Source organism: Rhizobium sp. SG741 (genome assembly GCF_012275435.1).
In the GTDB taxonomy this organism is placed as follows: Bacteria; Pseudomonadota; Alphaproteobacteria; order Rhizobiales; family Rhizobiaceae; genus Rhizobium; species Rhizobium lusitanum.
On sequence record NZ_JAAZQP010000003.1, the window covers coordinates 98,117 to 120,818 of the forward strand.

The 22,702-nt window shown below is 61.7% G+C and carries 21 protein-coding genes; 9 read left to right on the forward strand and 12 right to left on the reverse strand.

Annotated elements, in window-relative coordinates:
• Positions 1-6: 6 nt before the first annotated feature.
• The 3 genes from FHT29_RS08915 to FHT29_RS08925 all read left to right on the forward strand — a co-directional run bounded on the left by FHT29_RS08915 (position 7) and on the right by FHT29_RS08925 (position 2,798).
• Positions 7-1,014, forward strand: a complete 1,008-nt coding sequence (locus FHT29_RS08915) for a type II secretion system F family protein (protein WP_037200990.1) — start codon at positions 7-9, stop codon at positions 1,012-1,014.
• A 21-nt stretch (positions 1,015-1,035) separates the two neighbouring features.
• A complete protein-coding gene (locus tag FHT29_RS08920) occupies positions 1,036-2,013 on the forward strand; it encodes a type II secretion system F family protein (protein WP_037200987.1) in 978 nt (325 codons plus the stop codon).
• 140 nt (positions 2,014-2,153) lie between these two features.
• On the forward strand, positions 2,154-2,798 hold the full coding sequence (locus tag FHT29_RS08925) for a LysE family transporter (RefSeq protein ID WP_168599591.1): 645 nt from the start codon (positions 2,154-2,156) through the stop codon (positions 2,796-2,798).
• A gap of 57 nt (positions 2,799-2,855) precedes the next feature.
• Here FHT29_RS08925 and FHT29_RS08930 read toward each other — a convergent pair whose 3' ends face one another.
• Entirely contained in the window at positions 2,856-3,683 is an 828-nt protein-coding gene (locus FHT29_RS08930) for a tetratricopeptide repeat protein (protein WP_168599592.1), read from the reverse strand.
• A 148-nt stretch (positions 3,684-3,831) separates the two neighbouring features.
• Between FHT29_RS08930 and FHT29_RS08935 the strand changes: the two genes are divergently transcribed.
• The 4 genes from FHT29_RS08935 (at position 3,832) to FHT29_RS08950 (ending at position 7,059) form a co-directional block, all read left to right on the forward strand.
• Positions 3,832-5,223 carry a M17 family metallopeptidase gene (locus FHT29_RS08935; protein WP_037200981.1) on the forward strand — a complete coding sequence of 464 codons (1,392 nt, stop codon included), beginning with the start codon at positions 3,832-3,834 and terminating at the stop codon, positions 5,221-5,223.
• A 307-nt stretch (positions 5,224-5,530) separates the two neighbouring features.
• Complete coding sequence (locus FHT29_RS08940; protein WP_034511967.1) at positions 5,531-5,875, forward strand: MarR family winged helix-turn-helix transcriptional regulator; 345 nt, start codon at positions 5,531-5,533, stop codon at positions 5,873-5,875.
• Positions 5,876-5,891: 16 nt separating this feature from the next.
• Positions 5,892-6,746, forward strand: coding sequence for an NlpC/P60 family protein (locus FHT29_RS08945; protein WP_168599593.1), 855 nt, complete (start codon positions 5,892-5,894; stop codon positions 6,744-6,746).
• Between the two features lie 73 nt (positions 6,747-6,819).
• Entirely contained in the window at positions 6,820-7,059 is a 240-nt protein-coding gene (locus tag FHT29_RS08950; RefSeq protein ID WP_037200979.1) for a hypothetical protein, read from the forward strand.
• 38 nt (positions 7,060-7,097) lie between these two features.
• On the opposite strand, the gene FHT29_RS08955 is transcribed toward FHT29_RS08950, so the two are convergent.
• Positions 7,098-8,015, reverse strand: a complete 918-nt coding sequence (locus tag FHT29_RS08955; RefSeq protein WP_246703014.1) for a DMT family transporter — start codon at positions 8,013-8,015, stop codon at positions 7,098-7,100.
• A gap of 174 nt (positions 8,016-8,189) precedes the next feature.
• On the opposite strand from FHT29_RS08955, the gene FHT29_RS08960 reads away from it, so the two are divergent.
• Positions 8,190-8,669 carry an Lrp/AsnC family transcriptional regulator gene (locus FHT29_RS08960; RefSeq protein WP_112442623.1) on the forward strand — a complete coding sequence of 160 codons (480 nt, stop codon included), beginning with the start codon at positions 8,190-8,192 and terminating at the stop codon, positions 8,667-8,669.
• Positions 8,670-8,779: 110 nt separating this feature from the next.
• Here the strand turns inward: FHT29_RS08960 and FHT29_RS08965 are convergent, their stop codons facing one another.
• The 8 genes from FHT29_RS08965 to FHT29_RS09000 form a co-directional block, all read right to left on the reverse strand.
• Entirely contained in the window at positions 8,780-10,171 is a 1,392-nt protein-coding gene (locus FHT29_RS08965; protein ID WP_168599595.1) for an amidase, read from the reverse strand.
• A gap of 24 nt (positions 10,172-10,195) precedes the next feature.
• Entirely contained in the window at positions 10,196-11,062 is an 867-nt protein-coding gene (locus FHT29_RS08970) for an ABC transporter permease (RefSeq protein WP_037200973.1), read from the reverse strand.
• A complete protein-coding gene (locus FHT29_RS08975; RefSeq protein ID WP_037201016.1) occupies positions 11,059-12,012 on the reverse strand; it encodes an ABC transporter permease in 954 nt (317 codons plus the stop codon). The genes FHT29_RS08970 and FHT29_RS08975 overlap by 4 nt, the downstream gene beginning before the upstream one ends.
• An 88-nt stretch (positions 12,013-12,100) precedes the next feature.
• On the reverse strand, positions 12,101-13,630 hold the full coding sequence (locus FHT29_RS08980) for an ABC transporter substrate-binding protein (RefSeq protein WP_168599596.1): 1,530 nt from the start codon (positions 13,628-13,630) through the stop codon (positions 12,101-12,103).
• Positions 13,631-13,787: 157 nt separating this feature from the next.
• Positions 13,788-14,705 (reverse strand): LysR family transcriptional regulator, encoded by a 918-nt coding sequence (locus FHT29_RS08985; protein WP_168599597.1) that lies wholly within the window; start codon positions 14,703-14,705, stop codon positions 13,788-13,790.
• 15 nt (positions 14,706-14,720) lie between these two features.
• A complete protein-coding gene (locus FHT29_RS08990) occupies positions 14,721-15,719 on the reverse strand; it encodes a P1 family peptidase (protein WP_168599598.1) in 999 nt (332 codons plus the stop codon).
• Positions 15,720-16,032: 313 nt separating this feature from the next.
• Positions 16,033-16,227, reverse strand: a complete 195-nt coding sequence (locus FHT29_RS08995) for a hypothetical protein (protein ID WP_015338438.1) — start codon at positions 16,225-16,227, stop codon at positions 16,033-16,035.
• A gap of 510 nt (positions 16,228-16,737) precedes the next feature.
• Positions 16,738-19,665: an aminotransferase gene (locus FHT29_RS09000; protein WP_168599599.1), complete on the reverse strand. Its 2,928-nt coding sequence runs from the start codon at positions 19,663-19,665 to the stop codon at positions 16,738-16,740.
• Between the two features lie 343 nt (positions 19,666-20,008).
• Here FHT29_RS09000 and FHT29_RS09005 point away from each other — a divergent pair, with 343 nt between their 5' ends.
• Positions 20,009-20,566: a cytochrome b gene (locus FHT29_RS09005; RefSeq protein ID WP_037200963.1), complete on the forward strand. Its 558-nt coding sequence runs from the start codon at positions 20,009-20,011 to the stop codon at positions 20,564-20,566.
• A gap of 32 nt (positions 20,567-20,598) precedes the next feature.
• On the opposite strand, the gene purU is transcribed toward FHT29_RS09005, so the two are convergent.
• On the reverse strand, positions 20,599-21,483 hold the full coding sequence (gene purU, locus FHT29_RS09010) for a formyltetrahydrofolate deformylase (RefSeq protein ID WP_092575736.1): 885 nt from the start codon (positions 21,481-21,483) through the stop codon (positions 20,599-20,601).
• Between the two features lie 191 nt (positions 21,484-21,674).
• On the reverse strand, positions 21,675-22,700 hold the full coding sequence (locus FHT29_RS09015) for an acyltransferase (protein WP_037197143.1): 1,026 nt from the start codon (positions 22,698-22,700) through the stop codon (positions 21,675-21,677).
• Positions 22,701-22,702: the final 2 nt, after the last annotated feature.

Consider the following 22,702-nt stretch of genomic DNA (forward strand, 5'->3'; position numbering starts at 1 on the left):
CTCCCCATGTTCGGTGTCGATCCAACGGTGCTACTGATTGTCTTGCTTACGGCCGTCTCCGCGGCTGCGATCTGCTATGGCATTCTTTATTCGCGGATCGAGTCGCAGAAAAAGGCCGACAGCCGCGTCAACCGGGTCAGCCAAGCCGAGACCGACCGGCTGAAGGTCAAGGCTACGCGTGATCGTGTTCAGGAACTGTCGAAGCGGCGCAAGTCGGTGCAGGATTCGCTGAAGGATCTGGAAAAGCGCCAGACCGAAAACATCAAGAAGAAGCAGTCGCTGAAAGCGCGCCTGGGACAGGCTGGCCTGTCGCTGACGCCCTCGCGTTTCTACGTCTTCAGCGTGCTGTTCGGCCTGTTTGTCATGTTGATCCTTTTCATCGGCGGTGCACCGTTCCTCGTCATCCTGGGTTTGCCCTTCGCTGCCGCCTTCGGTCTGCCGCGCTGGCTCATCGGGTTCCTCATCAAGCGCCGGCAGAACAAATTCCTCGATGAATTTCCGAACGCGCTGGATCTTATCACGCGCTCGCTTCGCGCTGGTCTGCCACTCCACGATGCCATACGGCTGGTGGCGGGCGAGGCGCGCGAGCCGGTCAAGACCGAGTTCCGGCGGGTGGTCGAGGCACAGCAGGTCGGCCTCAGCATGTCGGATGCCTGTGGGCGCATGAACAACCACATGCCACTGCAGGAGGTGAGTTTCTTTGCAATCGTCATCACCATCCAGGCTCAGGCTGGCGGCAACCTGTCGGAAGCGTTGGGCAACCTGTCGCGGGTGCTGCGTGAACGCAAGAAAATGAAGGCGAAGGTCCAGGCGCTGTCGATGGAAGCAAAGGCGTCCGCCGCCATCATCGGCGCGCTGCCCTTCATCGTCATGCTGCTCGTCTACCTGACGTCGCCGCAATACATGATGGTCCTGTTCAGCGATCCGCGCGGTCACCTGATCCTGATGGGCGCTGGCATCTGGATGTCGATCGGCATCTACATCATGCGCAACATGGTCAATTTCGAGATCTGAGCGGAAGGAGCCGCATAGCCCATGTCCGATCTGGCCTCTCAACTGACCGATCCCGGCACCATTCTCGCCGTCGTCGTCGCGATCGCCGTCTTTGCTACCTTCTATACGATCGCCATGCCCATGCTTGAGCGCGGCGATCTCAATAAGCGCATGAAGGCCGTGTCGACGGAGCGCGAGCAGATCCGGGCGCGCGAGCGGGCGCGGCTGAGCGCCGAAGGCGGCAAGGCAACGTTGCGCAACCAGAACAATCGTAACGTCAGGCAGATCGTCGAGCGTTTCAATCTGCGCAACGCGCTGGTGGACGCAAATACGGTCAACCGTCTGCGTGCCGCCGGCCTGCGTTCGGAAAACGCGCTGAACATGTTTCTGGTGGCGCGGTTTCTGTTGCCGTTCCTGTTCCTGGCCGTTGCCATCGTCCTGGTCTTCGTTCTCGGATATTTCGCCGCCAAGCCTCTTCCGATCCGCCTGCTCGGCGTCATCGGCACGGCCTATCTCGGCTTTTATGCGCCGAACATCTATATTTCGAATTTGGTGACCAAGCGCCAGAAGTCGATCAAGCGCGCCTGGCCCGATGCCCTCGACCTGATGCTGATCTGCGTGGAGTCGGGCATATCAATCGAGGCCGGCATGCGCCGTGTGGCCGAGGAAATGGCCGAGCAATCCCCGCCGCTTGCCGAGGAAATGGTGCTGACCACGGCGGAGCTTTCATTCCTGCAGGATCGCCGCACCGCCTTCGACAATCTTGCCGCCCGCACCCAGATCGAACTTGTCAAGTCGGTTACCCAGGCTCTTATCCAGGCCGAGCGCTACGGTACGCCGCTATCGCAGGCCCTGCGCGTCATGGCGCAGGAAGGCCGCGACGAGCGCATGAACGAGGCAGAGAAGAAGGCGGCCGCCTTGCCGCCGAAGCTGACAGTGCCGATGATCGTCTTCTTCCTGCCCGTTCTGATGGCGGTCATTCTCGGTCCGGCGATCATTCAGGCCATGGACAAGTTCTGACCGGCAAGCTTGCCGCCAGCGCGGAAGCGTGGTTAATCTCCAATTTGAAGTCGCTGACAGCATCAGCGGATGGCCTCCCCGATGCGCGGAGGTTCGCATCAGTTGCCAAGCGGATTTCCAGGCATGTTGGGAGGTGTCGCATGTCATCCATAGCCATATTTTTCAGCGTTATCGCCGCGGTTTTTATAGGGGCTGTCAGCCCCGGGCCGAGCTTTGTGCTCGTGTCCCGCATTGCCGTTTCCCGCTCGCGCAAGGCCGGTCTCGCCGCCGCCTTCGGCATGGGAACCGGCAGCGTCATCTTCGCGACGCTGGCTCTGTTCGGCCTGAGCGCACTTTTGATGAAGGTCGAATGGTTGTACCTCGCGCTGAAGGTCGCGGGCGGCCTCTATCTGATCTATGTCGGCATCCGCATCTGGCGCAGCGCGGCGCATGATCTCCCGATCGACGCACCGGCCACGCCGGCGGCGGCCGGTATCGTGCGCAATTTCCTGTTTGCGCTTGGAACCCAGCTCAGCAATCCGAAGACGGCCATCTTCTACGGCAGTATTTTTGCAGCACTTCTTCCGGCGTCTCCCGCTCCCTGGTTGCTGCTCACCGTGCCGCCGGCAGTTTTCGTGGTCGAGACGGGCTGGTACATGGTGGTGACGATGGCGTTTTCGTCCAATCGCCCGCGTGCGCTCTACATCGGATCGAAATTGTGGATCGACAGGGTTGCCGGTGTCATCATCGGAGCGCTCGGAGCGCGGTTGGTGATCGACGGCCTGCCACGGCATATCTGGCGTTGATCAACTGGCGAACGGGCAATTCCAGAGGCAAGCGCCGCTCATTTTACTGGAATTATTTTATTGGACCGTTTTCTTCGCATCGCCACTGGCGGCGAGCTTCTGCCATGAGTTTTGTTGCGCCAGCATAGAGCGCAGATAGGCGACGTTGGCGTTTGCCTGCTGCGGCGTGAGCTCCTGCCGGGCGATCTGCTCGGCTTCGGCGAAGCGGCCCTGCAGGCCGACGACAAGCGCCAGGTTCTGCCGCACGCGGCTGTCGGCGCCCGGCTGGCCGACGGCTGAACGAAGATAGGTTTCGGCATTCTTGAGATCGCCGGTCAGCACGTAGGACATACCGAGGTTGGAAAGGATCGTCGGCTCGTTGGGAGCCAGCACCAGCGCGTCGCGATATTTGCCGCGGGCATCGGTGGAACGCCCGAGCTGGTCGAGGATCGCACCTTGTGCGGACACCAGGCGCCAATCGGGTCGGTCGGGGGTCTGGGCGCGATCGATGGTCGCCAGCGCCTCGTCCAATTGGCCTGCCGCCGCCTGTGCCTTGCCATAGGCCGCCAGCACGCCGCGATCGCTCGGATTGTTGATCGCAACCTGTTGCATGACGGCAAGCGCCTGATCGTTGCGGCCGCTCATGCGCAGGGCATTGGCATAGTTGACGCCGGCGTCGCGATCCTTGGGATTGGCGTCATAGGCCTTGCCGAAGGTAATGGTCGCCTGCGCCAGGTCGCTGCCGTTCATCGTATCGAGGGACTTCGACGCCGTCGGGATCGAGCCGGTCGTCATCTTGTCTTTGCCCGTTGTCGAGCAGCTTGCGAGTGCGAGCGCCAGAAGCGCGGCCGAGGTGCCCTGGAAAAGAAAGGTTCTGAACGAAGACGCGATTGAACCGGCGGACATGACGCTTTTCCCTGAATCCTTAAGTCTTGCGCCCGGCCTAGAATCGGAACAGGGAAAGGTTCGACGCAATGTTCGCTCCAGCAATAATCTGTTAACCCTAACAGACGGTTAACTCTCGATTCCCTGAAGTCATCGTCAAAGGAAAGTCATGGCCCCCTATCAATTCATCGAGCGCGCGACGCCCTTCAATTCGAAGGGTGGGGCGACGCTGCCGATCTTTGCCGTCACGCCGGCGCATATAGAAACCGGCACCATCGATCCCATCGCGCTCGATTGGGCGCGCAAGGCCGGCTACAAGGCCGACAGCGGCTCCTTGCTCCTGATTCCGACGGCAGATGGACATCTGGGCGGTGCATTGTTCGGCCTTGGCTCCAATCCGTCCGAGCAGCCATTCCTGACCGGCAGGCTGGCGCGCAGCCTGCCGGCGGGCGACTGGCATATCGAAACGGCGCCTTTGACCGCGAACCGGCTTTCGCTTGGCTTCGGTCTCGGCAGCTATCGTTTCGAGCGCTACAAGTCCGAGAAGGTAACGGCGCCGACGCTGATGATCCCGCGCGATACCGATGCCACCGACATCAAGCGTCAGCTTGCCGGCGTCTTTCTTGCCCGCGATCTCATCAACACGCCGACCAACGACATGGGGCCGGAACAGCTCGAAGCCGCCTTCCGGGCGCTTGCCCAGCACTATAAGGCCGACATGTCCGTCATCATCGGCGATGATCTGCTGAAGGAGAATTTCCCGCTGGTGCACACTGTGGGACGCGCCAGCGCCGATGCCCCGCGCCTCTTGGAGCTGCGCTGGGGCAAGAAGGGCCATCGCCGCATCACGTTGGTCGGCAAGGGTGTGTGCTTCGATACCGGCGGCCTCGACATCAAGCCGGCATCCTCGATGCTCCTGATGAAGAAGGACATGGGCGGTGCCGCCAATGTCATGGGCCTGGCGCTGATGATCATGGACGCCAAGCTCAAGGTCGACCTGCGCGTCATCGTTCCGGTCGTCGAAAACTCGATTTCGGCCAATGCATTCCGGCCCGGTGACATCTACAAGAGCCGCAAGGGCCTGACGGTGCAGATCGACAACACGGACGCCGAGGGACGGCTGATCCTCGCCGACGCGCTTGCCTATGCCGACGAGGATGCGCCCGACCTGATGATCGACATGGCAACGCTGACCGGCGCTGCCCGCGTCGCGCTCGGCCCGGACCTGCCGCCCTTCTTCACCGACGACAACGATCTTGCCCGCGATCTGACCGAGGCGAGCCTGGAGACGGACGACCCGCTGTGGCGCATGCCGCTCTACATGGGCTACGACAAGGATATCCGCACGAAATTCGCCGATATCACCAATGCGCCCGCCGGCGGCATGGCCGGCTCCATCACCGCCGCCCTGTTCCTCAAGCGTTTCGTCACGAAAACGCCGAGCTGGGTGCATTTCGACATCTTCGGCTGGGCTCAGAGCGAACGACCGCACTCTCCGGGTGGTGGCGAGGCACAGGCGATCCGGGCTTTGTATCACCATATCCGGCAGAGTGTGCGTTAGGGCACTATAGTTCCCTCTCCCCGCGTTGCGGGGAGAGGGCTAGGGTGAGGGGCCAGACACGTCGGCGCGGTCACGCCGGACTGGCCTTACCATCACCAATAACGGATCCGAAAGGACGGTAACTCTCGTCTTGAGGCTGCTGCAGAGAAAGCCCCCATCCCGAGCCCTCGACATTTCACTTAAGCTCAATGTCCCGGCCTCACCTTCTCCCCCCTTCGCGGGGAGAAGGGGTTGATGAATTCCCCTTGAATCCGCCACGATCTTGGCCGAAAATGGAACGGTAGCGTAACGATTTTCGGGGTTGCCCTTGCCGCTTGATCTCTCCGCCTCGCAGGCCCTTGGTCTCTGGCACGGCGTGACGCTCACTCAGGTGCGCCGCGAGGATCATGATTTGACGCTGCGGCAGACCGCGATCCTGCTGCAGATCTATCTCGTGCCGCCGCCGCATACGGTGCGCGGGCTTGCTGCGACGCTCGGCGTCACCAAGCCGGTCATCACTCGGGCGCTTGACACGATGGGCGAGATGGGGCTGGTCGACCGCGTGCGCGACGATCGCGATCGCCGCAATGTCATCATCAAGCGCACGGTTACCGGCGCTCTCTATCTGGAAAAACTCGGCGATCTCGTTATCGAGCAGGGCCGCAAACTATGAGTTCGGGATTTTCTTCATGACGCTCGACCGCCGTCTCAACGCCTTCAGACCTGACCTCGCCGAAGCCTCGCTGCGAGGCAAAGTCGAGGTCGAACGCTTCATCGAAGGCAGCAAAGCACAGATCGTCACTCCTGTTGTAGCACTTCGCCCAGAGCCGGATCTTGCCTCCGGCATCGATACAGAGTTGCTGATGGGTGAGGAGGTGACGGTTTTCGAGCGCAGCAATGGCTGGTGCTGGGTAAAGTCCCTGTCGGATGGCTATGTCGGCTATCTCCCCGAAGGCGCGGTCAAGGAAGGGACGGCGGCAGCGACGCACATCGTTATCCCGCAGCGTACCTTCCTTTATCCCGAACCGGAGCTGCGCAAGCCGCATGTTACAGTGCTTTCGATGGGCAGCCGCGTGCGCGTCACCGGCACCGCCGAAGCGCGCGGCAATCATTACGTCGTTCTGGAAGACGGCACCGCCATTTTTGCCAGGCATGTGGGGCCGATCGGTCACAATGACGGCGGCGATTACGTCGACGTCGCCTTGCGCTTTCTGGAGACACCCTATCTCTGGGGCGGCCGCTCCGGCCTCGGCATCGATTGCTCCGGGCTGGTGCAACTGGCGCTCTCGATGACAGGGCGTGCAGCACCGCGCGACACCGATATGCAGGCAGCGGGTCTCGGCGAGCCGATCGCCCGCGAGGAGCTGCGTCGTGGCGATTTCGTCTTCTGGAAAGGCCATGTTGCGATCATGGAAGACCCGGAGACCATCGTCCATGCCAATGGCCATACCATGACCGTCGCGCGCGAGAATTTCGCCGCTGCCGTCGCGCGCATCGGCTGGCTCTACCAGCAGCCGACCGGATACCGCCGCCTCGTCGGTTGACCTGCCTCGGAACAGTCTCTCCGCTCGTCCGTTATTCTTCTGATCGCGATATCCTATCGAGAGGAGAAGAAACATGCCCATTACGGCGATGGAAAAGACAGTCAGGGATATTCTGTGCGACAGCCATATCCGCAAGAGCGGCAAGATCGACAGGCTGCGCGAATTGCAAAGTGAAGCGCGCGGCATCCAGCGCGCCGGCAGCGAAAGCTCGATGAGCGCGGACGACGGTCTTCAGGACGATCTGCGCGTCATCGAAAAGGCATTGCACGATCTCGATGCCGACATCGAGCAAAAGGGCGCCGCCACGCTGTAATGCGGTTGGCGCCCCGTGCTTCTTTCGAGAGACAGCCTCTACGGCGTGCGCGGCCGGGAAATCCAGATGCCTGCGACGATGATGATCCCGCCCAGGGCCTGTATCAGCGTGACATTTTCACCGAATAGGATCCAGGCGAAAAGCGCGGCGGCGATCGTCTCGAGGAAAATGACGAGCGACGAGAAAACGGTTGGCAGGCGTCCGAGCGCCACCGAGACCAGCCCCTGCCCGCCGGCATGGCTGACAAGGCCGAGCGCAAGGAGAACGCCCCATCCCGAAACCGATTGCGGCAGCATCCTCGGCTCGAAGAAGAAGGCAACGACAAAGAGGATTGCCGATGTGACGACGCTCAATTCGAAGGTCGCGCGTGCGGCGTTCGTCTTGCCGCGCGCCGCGCCGACCGCCAGAAAATAGAGGCCGAAGAAGGCACCGGTGATGATCCCCAGCGTGTCGCCGACGGCGCGGCTTGGATTGAATGCAAGGCTCTGCACCACCAGCGCCGTGCCGCCCGAAAGGCATACGAGGAGCCCGACAAGCGTGGCGCGGTTGACCCTTTGCCGCAGCAGCAGCCAGCCGAAGATAACGACCCATAGCGGCGCCATCGTCGCAAAGAAGGTCGCGTTGGCGATGGTGGTCCGCAAGATGGCGAGATGCCAGAAGAACAGATCTCCCGTAAAGGCGAGACCGGCAAGGATGGTCGCCAGCGTGAAGCTCGCGCGGGGCGCGTCGGCCTCTGCCGCCTCGGCATATCGCATCCATACCCAAAGGATAGGCAGGGCGAGAAAGACACGCCAGAATGCGCTGGCGAAGGGGCCGACATCGGCCAGGCGCACGAGGCTGGGGGAGATGCTCATCGCCAGCGCCGCGAGAACCATCGCCACCAGACCGACAACCAGACCTTTCGAGCCATCGGATGCGGAGGTTGCTCCGATGGCGGCAACGTCTTTCGCCGCCATGATTTCGCCAACGACTGGGGATCGAATATCGTATTCGGGCGCGGACATTCCTGTACCTTTTTTGGAGTCAGATGGTTTGTGGCGCAAATCTATTGCATAAGAAGCGAGGATTTGGCTCCATTTAGGCAGCCTTCGTGCAATTTTGTTTCATTTTTGATGACGGGATGTTTTGAAATGCCCAACCCTGCCGATCTCGACGGTTTCGATCTGGAGATCCTCGATATTCTTCAGAAGGACAACACCGTCCCGCAGCGATCGATCGGCGAGCACGTCCACCTGTCGGCACCCGCGGTGCAGCGGCGCATCAAGCGCATGCAGGCGAGCGGCGTCATACAGGCGAATATCGCGGTCGTCGATCCGGCGGCAGTGGCATTGCCGATCACCATCATCGTCGAAGTCCAGATCGCCAACGAACGCTACGATCTTATCAATGCGATCAAGCGCAGCTTCCTTGACGCACCCGAAGTTCAACAATGTTACCAGGTCACCGGCGAGGCCGATTTCGTTCTCGTCGTCGTCGTGGCCAGCATGTCCGACTATGAAGTCCTGACGCGCCGCCTTTTCTACGACAATCCGAATGTGACGAAGTTCAAATCGCTCGTCACCATGGACCGGGTGAAGATCGGTCTTTCGCTACCCTTGGCACGAGACTAGAGCAATTCCAGGAAAAGTGCGTAGCGGTTTTCCGTCCGGAATTGCGCAAAAACAATAAGCTAGAGCGGTTAGGCGATTCCGTGAAACGCGTAACCGCTCTAGCCGGCGGCTCATCCCGGCCGCTTCGGCCAGTTGGTAACACCGCCGGTCCAGTCCTCGAAAGCCTTGGAGAGCCGCAGGACCAGCATGTCGTCGAAGCGCGGGCCAACGATCTGCAGGCCGATCGGCATGCCGGAGCGGGAGAAGCCGCAATTGATCGAGGAGGCCGGCTGCTCCGACATGTTCCAGGGAACGGTGAAGGCGATATGCTCGAACGGCAGGGCCGGGTCGTTGGTCGGCGAGGCCCATTCCGCCGGATAGGAAACGATCGGATTGGTCGGCGAAAGCACGGCGTCTACCTCGGTGAAAAGCTTGCCGCAGCTCTTGCGCATCTCGATCGTCTGGTTGAAGCCGCGCACTGCCTCGACGCCGCTGACATCGGCGCCGCCCTTGGCCCATATATGGATATAGGGCAGGATCATGTTGCGGCGTTCCTCGCTCAGACCCATGATGTCGCCCCAGAAGCGCGCGCGCCAGAAGACATCGAGCCCATCCAGCATCTGCCGTGTCAGCACCGGCGCAACGTCGATGATGATGGCACCGGCTTCCTCGAAGCGTCTGGCGGCTGATATAACGGCATCGCGCACCTCGTCATCGACAGGCAGCCCGCAGCCGGCATCCAGCATCAGGCCGATCTTCATTCCCCTGACGTCGATGTCGAGGTCCAGCCAGTCGATCTCGCTCGGCGGCAGGCTGGTGCCGTCGCGCCAGTCCGGCCGCGACAGCGTCGCCATCGAGAAGGCCGCATCCTCGACCGTGCGGGTCATCGGCCCGGCGCATCGCCCGACATAATAGGGATCGACGGGAATGCGGCCATGGCTCGGCTTGAAGCCGAAGATGCCGGTCCAGCCGGCCGGCAGGCGCACGGAACCGCCGATATCCGTACCGATATGCAGCGGTCCGTAGCCAGCGGCCGCGGCCGCCGAAGCTCCGGCGCTGGAGCCGCCGGGATTTTGTGAGGGATCCCATGGATTGCGGCTGAGTTTGTGGAAGCTGGAAAGGCCGGAGGAAAGCATGCCATAGTCGGGGCAGGTGGTCTTGGCAAAGATCACCGCGCCGTCCTCGCGCATGCGGGCGGCGATCGGCGCGTCCTCGGCTGCCGGAACGAGCTCGACGGCGGCGGTGCCGAGCGGCACCGGCTGGCCCTTGGTGGCGATCAGTTCCTTCAAGGTCACCGGGATGCCGTCCAGAGGCCCAAGCGGCGCGCCCTTTGCCCAGCGTGCGCTGGAGGCGGCTGCCTGCCTGCGCGCATCCTCGGGATCATAGGCATAGAGAGCCGATATCGTCGGCTCCCACGCATCGATATGCCGTTCGAGCGCCAGCCAGTATTCGCTGGGCGACAGGCTCTTGTCGGCAAATTTGCGCTTGAGGTCTCGGATGGAAAGATCGGTCGGTTCGGTCATGGTCTATTCTCTTCGTGTCTGAAATCAGCGTGCCGCCTCGCGGGGGTCGAGAAGGTCGCGCAGGCCGTCGCCGAGCAGGTTGAAGCCGAGGACGGAGAGTGCGATGGCAAGGCCTGGCAGGAGGGCGAGCCACGGCGCGGCATGGAAATAGGTCTGGGCATCGGCGAGCATCCTGCCCCAGGTCGGCTCCGGTGGCGGCACGCTTAAGCCCAGGAAGGCAAGCCCGGCTTCGGTCAGGATCGCGAGGCCAAGCTGGATCGTCGCCTGCACGATGATGCCGCTCATGATATTCGGCAGCACGTGACGCACGGTGATCGAAAGCTGTGTATTGCCGATCGCGCGCGCCGCGAGCACATAGTCGCGGCTCCAGGCCTGCAGAGCAGAGCCAAGCGCCACGCGGGCAAACACCGGCACCATGAAGACGGCAATGGCCAGAATTGCGGTTGTCCGCCCCGTTCCCAGAAAGGCGCCGAGGATCATGGCCGAGAGGATGGGCGGCAGCGCGAAGATCACGTCGCAGGCACGCATGACCAGCGCCTCGAAAATACCGCGCCGCGCCGCCGCCGTGATGCCGATGATCGTCCCGAGCGTGCCACCGATCGCAACGGCCGAGACCGAGATCGACAGCGAATTCCAGCAGCCGGCCATCAGCATGGACAATACGTCGTGGCCGAGCTGATCCGTGCCGAGAAGCCCAAAGCCGAAAGGCGGCTGCAGCTTGTGGGTGATCTGCATCTTCGCCGGCGGCACCGGCGTCCAGAAGAGCGAGAGAATGGCGATGCCGACAAGCGCAAGGATGATGATCGCCCCGAGGATCAGGTTGGCGCGGCGCAGCCCGCGAAAGCGGGAACGGTGGGGGCGGGCGACGGTCGCGCTGTCGGTGACGCTCATCGTGCACCTCCAGCCCGAAGCCGGGGATCGATGACGAGATAAGAGAGATCCACCAGGAAGTTCACGACGATGACGAGGCCGGCAAAGAACAGCACGACATCCTGAAGCACGATGATGTCACGCTGGCTGAGCGCCTGATAGGCGAGCCGGCCGAGGCCGGGCAGGGTGAAGACATTTTCGATCAGCACGGCTCCGGCGACGAGAAAGGTGAATTGCAGGCCGAGAATGGTGAGCACCGGCACCAGCGCATTCGGCACGACATGTCCCCAGAGCACGCGGCTGCGCGACAGGCCCTTGGCAAGCGCCGTGCGGGCGAAATCCTCATGCAGTGTGTCGAGCACGGCCGAACGGGTGACCCGGGTCAGCACCGCCGCCTGCGGCAGGGCAAGGGCGACAGCCGGCAGCACCAGCGATTTCATCGCTGGCCAGAGCCCATTGCCCCAGCCGGGAAAGCCGCCGGCCGGCATCCAGCCGAGCGAGGTGGCAAACAGCAGCACCAGCAGCAGCCCCACCCAGAAACCCGGCACGGCAATGCCCATCTGCGAAAACAGCGCGGCGAGGATGTCGAAGAAGCCGCCGCGCCTGGCGGCAGCCGCAACGCCGAGGGGAACGGCGATGAGGACCGAAAGCACGACGGCAAGGGCGGCAAGCGGCAGCGTGACGGCCAGCCGTTCGGCAATCAGGCCGACGACCGGCACGCCGTAGGTATAGGATTTGCCGAGATCACCGGTCAGCGCGCCGGCTAGCCATTGGCCGTAGCGGACGATCAGCGGCTGGTCGAGGCCCATATCGTGCCTCAGCGCTGCAAGTGTCTCCGGTGTCGCGGATGTGCCGAGCGTGATCGCAGCGGGATCGCCCGGCAGCAGCGCCATGACCGCGAAGACCAGCAGCGAAACGGCGATCAGCGTCAGCAGGAGCCCGAAAATCCTACGGATGAGGAGTGCGATCATAGCATGTCCATGGCCGATCATGCCCGGCATCGAAATGGTTGGCGGCGGGCGAAACGATTCGCCCGTCCGCGCCTGCAGGCGAAAGAGGTCAGTCTTCCCAGGAAACGTTGGTAAGGACGTTCGAGGGAATAGGCTCGCTTTCCCAGAGGCCCTTCAGCTTCTTGTCCCAGACGCCGAGCTTCGGCATGACGAAGAGGAAGAGTGCGGGCACATCCTCGGCGAGAATGGTCTGCGCCTCCCCGTAAAGCTTGTTCTGCTCGACTGGGTCGGCAGTGAGCTGGATCTTCTTCATCAGCTCGTTGAAATCAGGGTTCTTGTAGTTGAAGTAATAAGGGTCGCGCGAATAGATATCGATATCAAGCGGCTCGGCATGAGCGACGATGGTCATATCGTAGTTGCGGCCGCTGAAGACGTCCTGCACCCACTTGGCCGGAAACTCGGTCGGCTCGATGTTCATCGTCACGCCGATATCGGCGAACATGGCCTGCATCACCTGGGCGCTGCGCGGCGCATAGGCCATCTGCGGTGTCTTGATGGTGAAGCTGAAGCCGTTTGGATAGCCGGCTTCGGCGAGCAGCGCCTTGGCCTTCGCCGTATCATAGGGAAGCGTGCCCGTCAGGTCCTTGTAGCCGGGATCGTTCGGCGTGTAGTGGCTGCCGATCGCCGTGCCGAAACCGGACCAGGCGCCCTCGATGATCGTCTTGCGGTCGAGCGCCATCATCAGCGCCTGGCGCACGCGCTTGTCGTTGAAGGGCTTGCGCGTATTGTTCATACCGGCCACGACCTTCAGCTCGGTATTGCCGATCTTGGTCATCAGCCTGGGGTCGCCGTCGAAGGAGCTCATCAGCTCGGGCGCGGCGAATTCCGGAAAGGCGTCGACATCGCCGGCTTTCAGGGCCGCAGCTTCGGCCTGCGGGTCGGAAATGAAGCGGAAGGTGACCTTCTCGAGCTTCACGTCGACGGATTTGTTCCAGTAATCGGGGTTCTTGGTGAGTTCGACATGGTCACCCTTCGCCCAAGAGGAAAACTTGAACGGGCCGGTGCCGACGGGCGTCGTCTTGTCGTTGGCGGAGGATTTCGGTCCGACCATGACCGCAGAGGGCCAACCGAGCCAGTAGAGCAGGCTGCCGGTCGGCGAGGAAAGATGCAGGACCAGAGTTTCCGGATCCGGCGTATCGATCGAGGCGATGGTCGCGAAGAAGCGCTTCTGCGGATTGACGGAATCCTTGCCGCGGGCGCGATCGAGCGCGAATTTCGCCGCTGCCGAATCGAAGGCCTCGCCATCATGGAATTTGACGCCGCTCTGCAGCTTGAACGTATAGGTCAGGCCATCGGCAGATATTTCCCAGCTCTTTGCGAGCTGCGGCACGATCTTGCCGCTTTCGTCGATGGCAACGAGCCCCTCGAAGATATTCTGCCAGGTGACCTGACCGATCGCGACGGGTGCTGCGATCGTCGGATCGAGCCCGGTCGGCTCGACGCTCATGCCGAGATTGAGCGTCGTCTTGGCAGCTTCCGCTGGCGTTAGACCAAGCATCAAAAGACCGGCGGAAAGCGCCGCACCGCAGGCGAGGCGGCGCGCAAAATCGCCGAGGCTCGGGCGTAAAAACGTGGTCATTTTAGTTCCCTTGCTTTTGTCCGCAAGTCCGGCTTCCCTTCCGGCATACGGTCTTTTCAAGATAGTGTCATCTCGCGGGCGTACACTCAATTCTGAAAATGTGTGCTCAGTGTAGCCGATATCGCTACACTGAATTCCGTCATCTACAGTATTTCGATCAATCCTGCCTCTCCTTGGCGGTCAGTTGCTGGCGCATGAAGCGCTCGATGAAATCAAGCAGCTTGCCGGCGGCAAAGGAAAGCTGGCGGTCGGGAGCGACGCACAGGTCGATCGGTGTCCTCACTCCCTTACCATCAGCGACGGGCAAGGCGATAAGCTGGCCTGCCGCGGTCTCCCGCTGCACCGTCAGCGCCGGCAGCATGGTGATCGCAGCGCCACGCAGCACCAGCTCCTTCTGCATTTCCAGCGATCCAGTCTCGAATACCGGATCGAGCGTCAGCCCTTCGCGCTCGAATAGGGCGTCGAAGGCTTGCCTCGCACCGAAGGAGCGGTCGGGCACGGCAAGCGCTTGCGCGGCGATTTCGGCCATAGTGATCTCCTTGCTACCCGCGAGCGGATGCGAGGCCGCGAGGATCACGTCGTAAATCAGCTCGGAGCGCAGGCGCACTTTGGTTCCCGAAAGTGGCGGCGCAAACAGCGTCACCGCCATATCGGCCTCGGCACTGTTGACGGCTTCGATGGCGCCGCGAGCGCTGGTGACGGTCACCTCGAAGCGAAGCCCCGGATAGCGCAGGCTGAATTCGGCAAGCGCGGGAGCGAGGATATTGGCGACCGCAGCACCATTGGCATAGATGCTGACGCGGCCGCGCTGGAGGCCCTTCAGGTCTTCGATCAACTGATGCACATGCTCGAGTTCGCGCAGCGTCCGGCCGGCGCGTGCGGCCAGCAATTCGCCGGCGGCCGTCAGCTTGACGCCACGGGCGCTGCGCTCCACCAGCTGCGTGCCGAAGTGATATTCGAGATTCTCGATCTGCCGGCTGATGGCCGTCGGCGCCACATTCAGGTTTTCGGCCGCCTGGCGCATCGAACTGGTGCGCACCAGCTCGTCGAAATAGATCAGCGCCCGGATCTGCATGCGCGAAACCTCCGGCTAGGCGACAGGCTTGGCGAAGCGATCCCGCCACGCGGGCTGCGTGCCGTCGATCGGCAGCGCCGCCGCCTCGTAAACGCCGCGGGCGATCGCGCGAGCCATGACGATGGCGGCGAGGTGGCAGAGCTCCATGAAGCTCGGCATGTCGTCGCGATCATGCTTGCCGGTGGAGGCCGCAAATATCGTATCACCGTCCAGCGGCAGATGCGTCGGCAACAGGGCGCGGGCAAAGCCGTCATGGCCTAAGATCGACAGGCGATGTGCCTCCGCCTTGGTCAGCCGTGCATCGGTAACGATGGCGCCGATCGTCGTGGCGGTGACATTGGTGCCCTTCAGCCGCAAGCGTGTATCAATGGTTTTCGGCATGCCGAGCCCGCCGAATTCGCCATTCTCCTCGAAAGGAGCGGCCCAGAAATGTGGGCCGTCGCCGATGGTGGCGGAGCCAAGCGCGTTGACGGCGACGATGGCGGCGATCCGGTATCCCTTGCTGCTGACGGCGCTGGCCGAACCGAGCCCGCCCTTGACCGTAGCCGTCGTGGCACCTGTACCGGCGCCGACGCTGCCGAGTGCAAACGGCCCTTTGCCCGCAGCTTTGAAGGCGGCATAGCCCATATTGCGATAGGGCGAATGCAGGCCCCAGTCCTTGTTGCCGCCATTGATGAGATCGAAAAGGATCGCCTGCGGCGCAAGTGGCACCCGCGCGTCGCCGACCTGCAGGCCACGGCCGATTTCGCGAAGACCCGCCTGAACACCGCCGGCCGCATCGAGCCCGAAGGCGGAACCGCCTGAAAGAACGAGGCCATCCACCACCCCGACCGTCATGGCCGGATCCAGCAGCGCGGTATCGCGTCCGCCCGGCGCGCCGCCGAGCACTGTGCAGGAGGCGACCGCCGGCTCATCGAAGATGATGGCGGTGACGCCGGAGCCGAGCGCAAGATCGGTGGAATGACCGACGGCGACGCCTTCGATATCGGTCAGGAGATTGAGAAGAGCAGCCAATGAAAAATCCTTCGCCTTTTGCAGCGCGAGGCTGTCATGGCGATAGGACCGTAAAGAGGATGAAAAGACAAGATGGGTTTGTTGGAGCGTCGGGGCCGACCCTCGTGGTTCCAGGGCCCTTCGGGCCACCTCACCATGAGGGCGGAGTGGCCTCGCGTGGAATGCAATAAAACCTGATTTCGAAGGCGAAAGCAGGACAGGTCCGGTTGATTCTATCGGAAAGATCAGCCCTCACCCTGAGGTGAGAGCGTAGCGACCCTCGAAGGGCGAGGGCGGGTGATTGGAATGTAAAAGTGGCGGCAAGGCCGATCCATCAAACGTGGATCGGCTTTGCCTGTTGGCGGGAAAGGAGATCGCGGATCGCGAGCTTCACTTCGTCTGCATTTCTGAAATGCTGCTCGTCCAGATCATGGACGTGATATTTCACAGCAATGAACTTGAGCCGATCCTGATCGGGAACGACGATGCCGACCGGAACGCCGGCGTATTCGATAACTTGCTTCTTCATAAATATACTCCCTCCGCACCGCTATCGGCGCAGACATGGCGAATTGACTGTTTGAATCCGGTAAGGGGACGAACGTCACATTCGACAGCGCGGGCTGGAGAGCGCGCCCGAGCGGTCATGGCCAAGCACGGACCGCCCAAGGATCGAAGCGATGGCTTTAACTTTCAGCATGTCACGTCCCTAGTTGGTGTTGTACTTGTTAAGGCTCCGATTCCAGAGCCGGTGATCCGATGTGCTATTATCTACAATCTTAGTAGATAATAACAAATACATCTCCAGAAACATATTCCGAAAGATGTCAAAATGTCGACGATCGGGGAAATACAATTCCGTACCTGGCTAATTGCGGGGTAGGTTGTGTCGACCTCCGCGCAACTTTCCCTAGTGGAACGGTATTGCCGATCACCGACAGACAAGTAGGAATGAACGAGAGATTCGGCAATGCCCCGGCGGCATTAAAATTCACCCGCCGCTAAATTACCCTAATGGTTAATGGCGCTGTTGGACGGATCAAAATCCGTCTCCAAGTACCTTTTCCAGCGCCTTCACGAAGAAATCGGCACTCTCGGCGGAAAGGCAGAGCGGCGGCTTGATCTTCAACACGTTCAGGTGATCGCCGGTCGGCTGCATGACGACCCCGAGATCGAGCAGGCGCTCGCAGATCGCGGCCGTCTCCTCGGTGGCGGGCGTCAGCGCTTCACGGTCGCGGACGAACTCCACGCCGAGGTAGAGGCCCATGCCGTGCACCGCGCCGATCAGGGGAAAGCGCTCCATGAGCGCGATCAGCCCCGCCTTCAGACGATCGCCGATGAGCTGGGCGTTTTCCTGCAGGTTTTCGTCCCTCAGAATGTCGAGAACCGTAAGCCCGACGATGGAGCTTACCGGGCTGCCGCCGGCAGACGAGAAGAAATAGCCTTCCTTTTTGAGCGATTCGGCAATCTCGCGGCGCGTGATGACAGCGCCGAGCGGATGGCCGTTGCCCATGCCCTTGGCGATGGTGATGATATCGGGCACGACGCCCTGGCTCTCGAAGCCCCAGAAGTGCTCGCCGAGCCGGCCATAGCCCACTTGCACCTCATCGGCGATGCAGAGGCCGCCGCGTTGCCGCACGGCATCATAGACGCCGGCAAGATAGCCATGGGGCAGGGTGATGCCGCCGGCATTGCCGTAGACCGCCTCCGCGATGAAGCCCGCAAGGCCGTCGCCCTTTTGGTCGATGGCCTGCAATTTTGCGGCGACGTCGTCGAGATAATCGGGGCCGGAGTCAGGGCCCCGGAATGGGCCGCGATAGGTATTGGGGGAAATGACGGGATGGACCCAGTCGGGCCGCGTCGTCAGCGCCTGCGGATTGTCGGCAATCGAGGTGGAGACGGCGTCGCTCGCGACTGTCCAGCCATGATAGGCCTCCAGCAGGCAGAGCATGTTTCTCTTGCCGGTATGCGTCCAGGCGAGGCGAATGGCCAGATCGTTGGCTTCGGAGCCGCTGTTGACGAGGAAGATGCTGTCGAGCCCCTCCGGCGCCAGCGTTGCCAGCCGCTCGGAAAATTCCGCGACGGCGGCATAATGGAAGCGGGAGTTGGTGTTGAGCCGGGACCATTGCTGCGCGATGGCCGCCGTCAGTCGCGGATGGGCGTGGCCGAGCGTGGTGACGTTGTTGACCATGTCGAGATAGCAGCGGCCCTGCATGTCGAACAGGAATTCGCGCCAGCCGCGTTCGATCTGCGGCGGGATCTCGTAATAATGTTTCTGCGGCTCGGCGAAATGCGCATTGCGCAAGGAAAGCAGTGAGGAGGAATCCGGCCGTGGCGCTTCGCAGGCGGCATTGAGCAGAGCGGCGGGCGAGGGGCAGACGGCAGACCATCCATCAGCCTGATCCGCTGCAGCATAGAGCGGCGGCTCCAGTGTCGGCACACGGCAGAACTGCACGCGCAATCCGCCGATCGCCGATCCCTCGCTGCCGATCGTGCCCAGGGTCGCGCCCCGTTCGATGGCCGCGCCGTCTTCGAGTGCGGTGTCGACACCATCGAGATGCAGGCTGATCTCTTCGCCGACAAGGACAAGATGTTGCCCTTGACGCTGTAGAAGCCCGGGGAAGGGCGCCGCAACCGTCGCGCCGGCCGGCAGGCAGATGTCACTGTGCAGAGCGAAATTCCGTGGCGGCGCCATGCTGAGCGGAGCCGCGAGTGACAGGCGGAATTCGCCGTAGCGCGTTGCCGCCGCGCCGGAGGCAATCGCCGCCTGCGCAAGCAGCCGCCAGTCCATGTCAGGCTTCTGCCAGTTGCCATCGATAAAATCCGGCCCGGTGACGGAAAGATCGACAGCGACGATCTCTCGCGGATCGATATCCGGCAGCAGCGCCGACCAGCCTTCGGTCGCGATCGGGGTGACATCGAAGCCGATCGTTCGCAGGATCGCGGCCTCCATCACATCCGGTTGCGCACCGGTCGCGACATCGAAAATCTCGCGTTCGAAATCGAGATTGCCGCGCACATAGTCGTTGTCGGGATCGATGGCGAGCTGCTGTTCGGTGCTTGCGGCCAGGATGACGGCGCGCGCGACGATCAGGGGCCATAGGGCCTTGGCCTCGGCCTCTTCCAGCGGATAGATCGCATGATAGGCCCTGACGGCCGGAAGGATTTGGAAGGGATTACCATCAGCGTGATGCAGCAGCGAGGCGCAGGTGACGGCGAGATCGCCGACCAGCCAGCCCTGGATGATATCGCCGAAATCGATCACGCCGTCCGGGACGAGCTGACCATGCGCATCAGGGTGGCTGACGACATTGTCGTCGGTGACATCGTGATGGACGGGCTGGACGCGCAGCGCGCTCGCGAGCGGCTGGATGCGCTTGACCGCCGCCACCATTGCCTTGGCGATGCGGTCGCGTGCCTCATGGTCCGTTATGGCCGACAGGAGCTGCACGGCGACCGGCCCGGCCCGGCGCAGGTCCCATTGCAGGTTCCGGTGAAGGCCGGGATGCTCGAAATCGGCGAGGTCGCGTGCGAGCCGGGCCGAAAGTGCTCCGAGACCGGCGGCGGCCGCCGGTGAGAGATGTTTGCGCCGCGTCAATGTCTGCCCGGGGAGAAAACCGAGCAGCCGGACGAGATAGTCCTGTTCGCGGATGGTGATGGTGAGAATGTCGCGGCCGTTGAGTGATGGCACGACATCGGGTATGCGAGGCGCATCGGGCTTGCCGTGCAGGTGGCGGATGGCGGCGTTCTGCGCTTCGAGCTCGACCAGCTCGTATTCGGCCCGGCATATCTTCAGCACATAGGCGTTGTCGCCGGCATCGATGCGATAGTTGCGGTCCTGCTGGCTGCCGAGTTCGCTCAATGCTCCGCTGAGGCCGTAATGCGTCTGCAGGATCTCGGCTGCGTCTTCCGGCGTGATATCCGGTCTTTGCAGTTGCATACGGTTCACGAGCGCGGCGTCAGCCATGGCATCCCCCCGGACGGTTCATTTGCGTCGACACTAAACCATTCCATCCTAAAGAAAATCACCGAAAACAGATAGGGTGATCGAACATAAGTCGGAAGATAGGCTTCGCGCGGCTTCCGCCCAGATGTCGACCTCAGTCGAATAGCTGCAACCGGCCCGCGTCTCGCCGGACGATTTCCATCGCCTCGCTAAGGGTTTTCGCCTTTGGCACGACATCAATCGCACTTCGGATTGCGGGCGTCACAGCTCGCGAGAAGGTGAATTGACAAGCCTTCAAATCAGCCAGGTTCCGGACGATCAACCCATTTGCGCCGAAATCCCATGACCACCGGAGAACCAGCATATGCCGAACACTACCGAGGCCTCGTCCGATACGCCAACACTCCGATACCGACCGTCGCAGCGAATCCTGCACTGGACTATGGCCATTGTGATCATCTCAGCTCTCGGCCTTGGTCTTTATTGCTCGTATCTCGTGCCGGGCTCGGCGCTTCGCCGCGGCCTTCTCGATGTGCATAAATCGCTCGGCATGACGGCGCTGGCGTTGATTGCAATCCGCCTGCCGCTCAGGTTTTCTTTCGGCGAGCCCGCATATCGGCAGCCGCTCGACGCCCTCAACCACTATGCGGCGCGGGGCGTGCATATCCTGCTTTATGCGCTGATGATCCTCATGCCGCTCGCAGGCTACACGACCTCCGCGGCCGGCGGTTACGACCTGCCGTGGTTCGGGCTTTTCCAGTGGCCTAATCTCCTGCCGCTCGACAAGCCGCTGGAGAGAATGGCCGCCGAAATCCATGAATACGGCGCCTATTGCCTATATGCGATCGTCAGCCTGCATGTCGTGGCAGCCCTCTGGCACCACCTCTTCCGAAAGGATGAGGTGCTGCGGCGGATGCTGTAATCGGGAAAGGCCGTGGATCGAACGATCGGGGCTCACCCCATCCGCTCGGATGCATAGCTTCCCGGGCTTGCCGGGAAGACGATGGTGCGGTTGCCGTTGAGGAAGGTGCGGTAGTGGATATGCGCATGGATGGCGCGGGCCAGCACCTGGCTCTCGACGTCGCGGCCGATCGAGACGTAATCATCGGCCGACTGCGCATGCGTGATGCGGGCCGTGTCCTGCTCGATGATCGGGCCTTCGTCGAGATCGGCCGTCACGTAATGCGCCGTCGCCCCGATCAGCTTCACGCCGCGCTCATAGGCCTGCTTGTAGGGGTTCGCCCCCTTGAAGGACGGCAGGAAGGAATGATGGATGTTGATGATGCGGCCAGACATCTTCTGGCACATGGAATCCGACAGGATCTGCATGTAGCGGGCCAGCACGATCAGTTCGGTGCCGGTCTGCTCGACCACCTCCATGATCCGTGCTTCCGCCTGCGGCTTGTTGGCCTTCGTCACCGGAATATGGTGGAAGGGGATGTCGTGGTTGACCACCACCTTCTGGTAGTCGAAATGGTTGGAGACGACGCCGACGATGTCGATCGGCAGCGCGCCGATCTTCCAGCGATAGAGCAGGTCGTTGAGGCAATGGCCGAAGCGCGAGACCATCAAGAGCACCTTCATGCGCTTCTTGCCATCGTGGATCTCGGCCTCCATCTCGAACTTGGCGGCGACCGGCTTGAAGCCTTCGACCAGCGCCTCCAGGCCGACCCCTTGCTCGGAGATGAAGGAGACGCGCATGAAGAACTTGCCGGTGTCGAGATCGTCGAACTGGCTGGAATCGACGATGTTGCAGCCCTGGTCGGCCAAATAATTGGCTATCGCCGCAACGATCCCGCGCGTCGACTGGCACGATACAGTCAGTACATAGTTCTTCATGTCTCTTCCCTCGTAGAACGGCTCATCGTCGGCGCTCGCTTATCGCAATCAGCACTCAGGGAAAAGCTCCCCGATCCGAACGTGGGACAAAGCTTATGACAGGCGGCGGAAAACTCCGTTCCCATTGCGCCTTTAAGCCGCGTATCCCCGTCGTCTTGAGAGCAGACGCCAAAAAATCTGATAGGAGGCGGTCAAGCGGCGACCGCGCGCTTCCTCTTCCATTTCCGCCAGCGGCTGGGTGTCGTCAGCTCATGAATGATGGCGCCGCCAATTGCCGAGCAGATGATGCAGCTGACGATGAAGACCGGAGGACTTGTCAGAATCTGGATGTTCAGATGGACGCAAATGATACGTAGAAATGCGAGCGTGAAGGCGTGGGTGAGATAGATGCTATAGGAGGCATCGCCGAGATAGTTCAGCGTCGCGATGACCGGAAGCTTCGAAAAGTCGATCGACACGGCCGAATACAGGATGACGATCGCGGGGACGCCCCACGTATAGGCGCGGGTGCTGGCGTCGCAAAGTGCCTCGTTGATCAGCAGAAAGGAGAATCCCACCACCAGCGCCGGCCAGGCAACCGCCTGCGGCAGCAGGATCTTGTCGAGATAGAGCTTGGCGAGAACCACGCCTGCCAGGAATTCGTAGATGATCGGGTCGCTGTAGAATTTGGCCGCCGTCATGCCGCCCGGCATGAAGCGGCAGACGAGAATGATCGTCGTCATCGTCGCAAAGAGTGCCGCAATGCGATATTTTTCGCGCACGAGCAGCAGCAAGCCGAACACGAAATAGAAGAACATTTCGTAATTGAGCGTCCAGCCCGGAACGACCACCGGGACCGCCATCGTCGGATCGGCGGGATTTTTCCAGGGAAGGAAAAAGAGCGAGGCAATCAGATGCGGAAGATCGAAGACCGTCGACTTCAATAATGTCGGAGCGAGAAGTGCCACGCTCGCTGCGAACAAGGTCGCCAGCCAGTAAAGCGGCACGATGCGCTGGATGCGGCGTCGGTAGAAATCCAGCGGACGTATTTCACGCCCGGCAGTGGTGAGCCACATGACGAAGCCGCTGAGCACGAAGAAAATGTCGACGCCGGTTTCGCCGGAAAGGTAGAAATCCGTCTGGAAGTCGGGCTGGACCTTCGACACCTGTAGTATCGAATGAAAATAGACGACCATCAGCGCGGCGATGGCACGCAGATACTGCAACTGAACAAGCATCT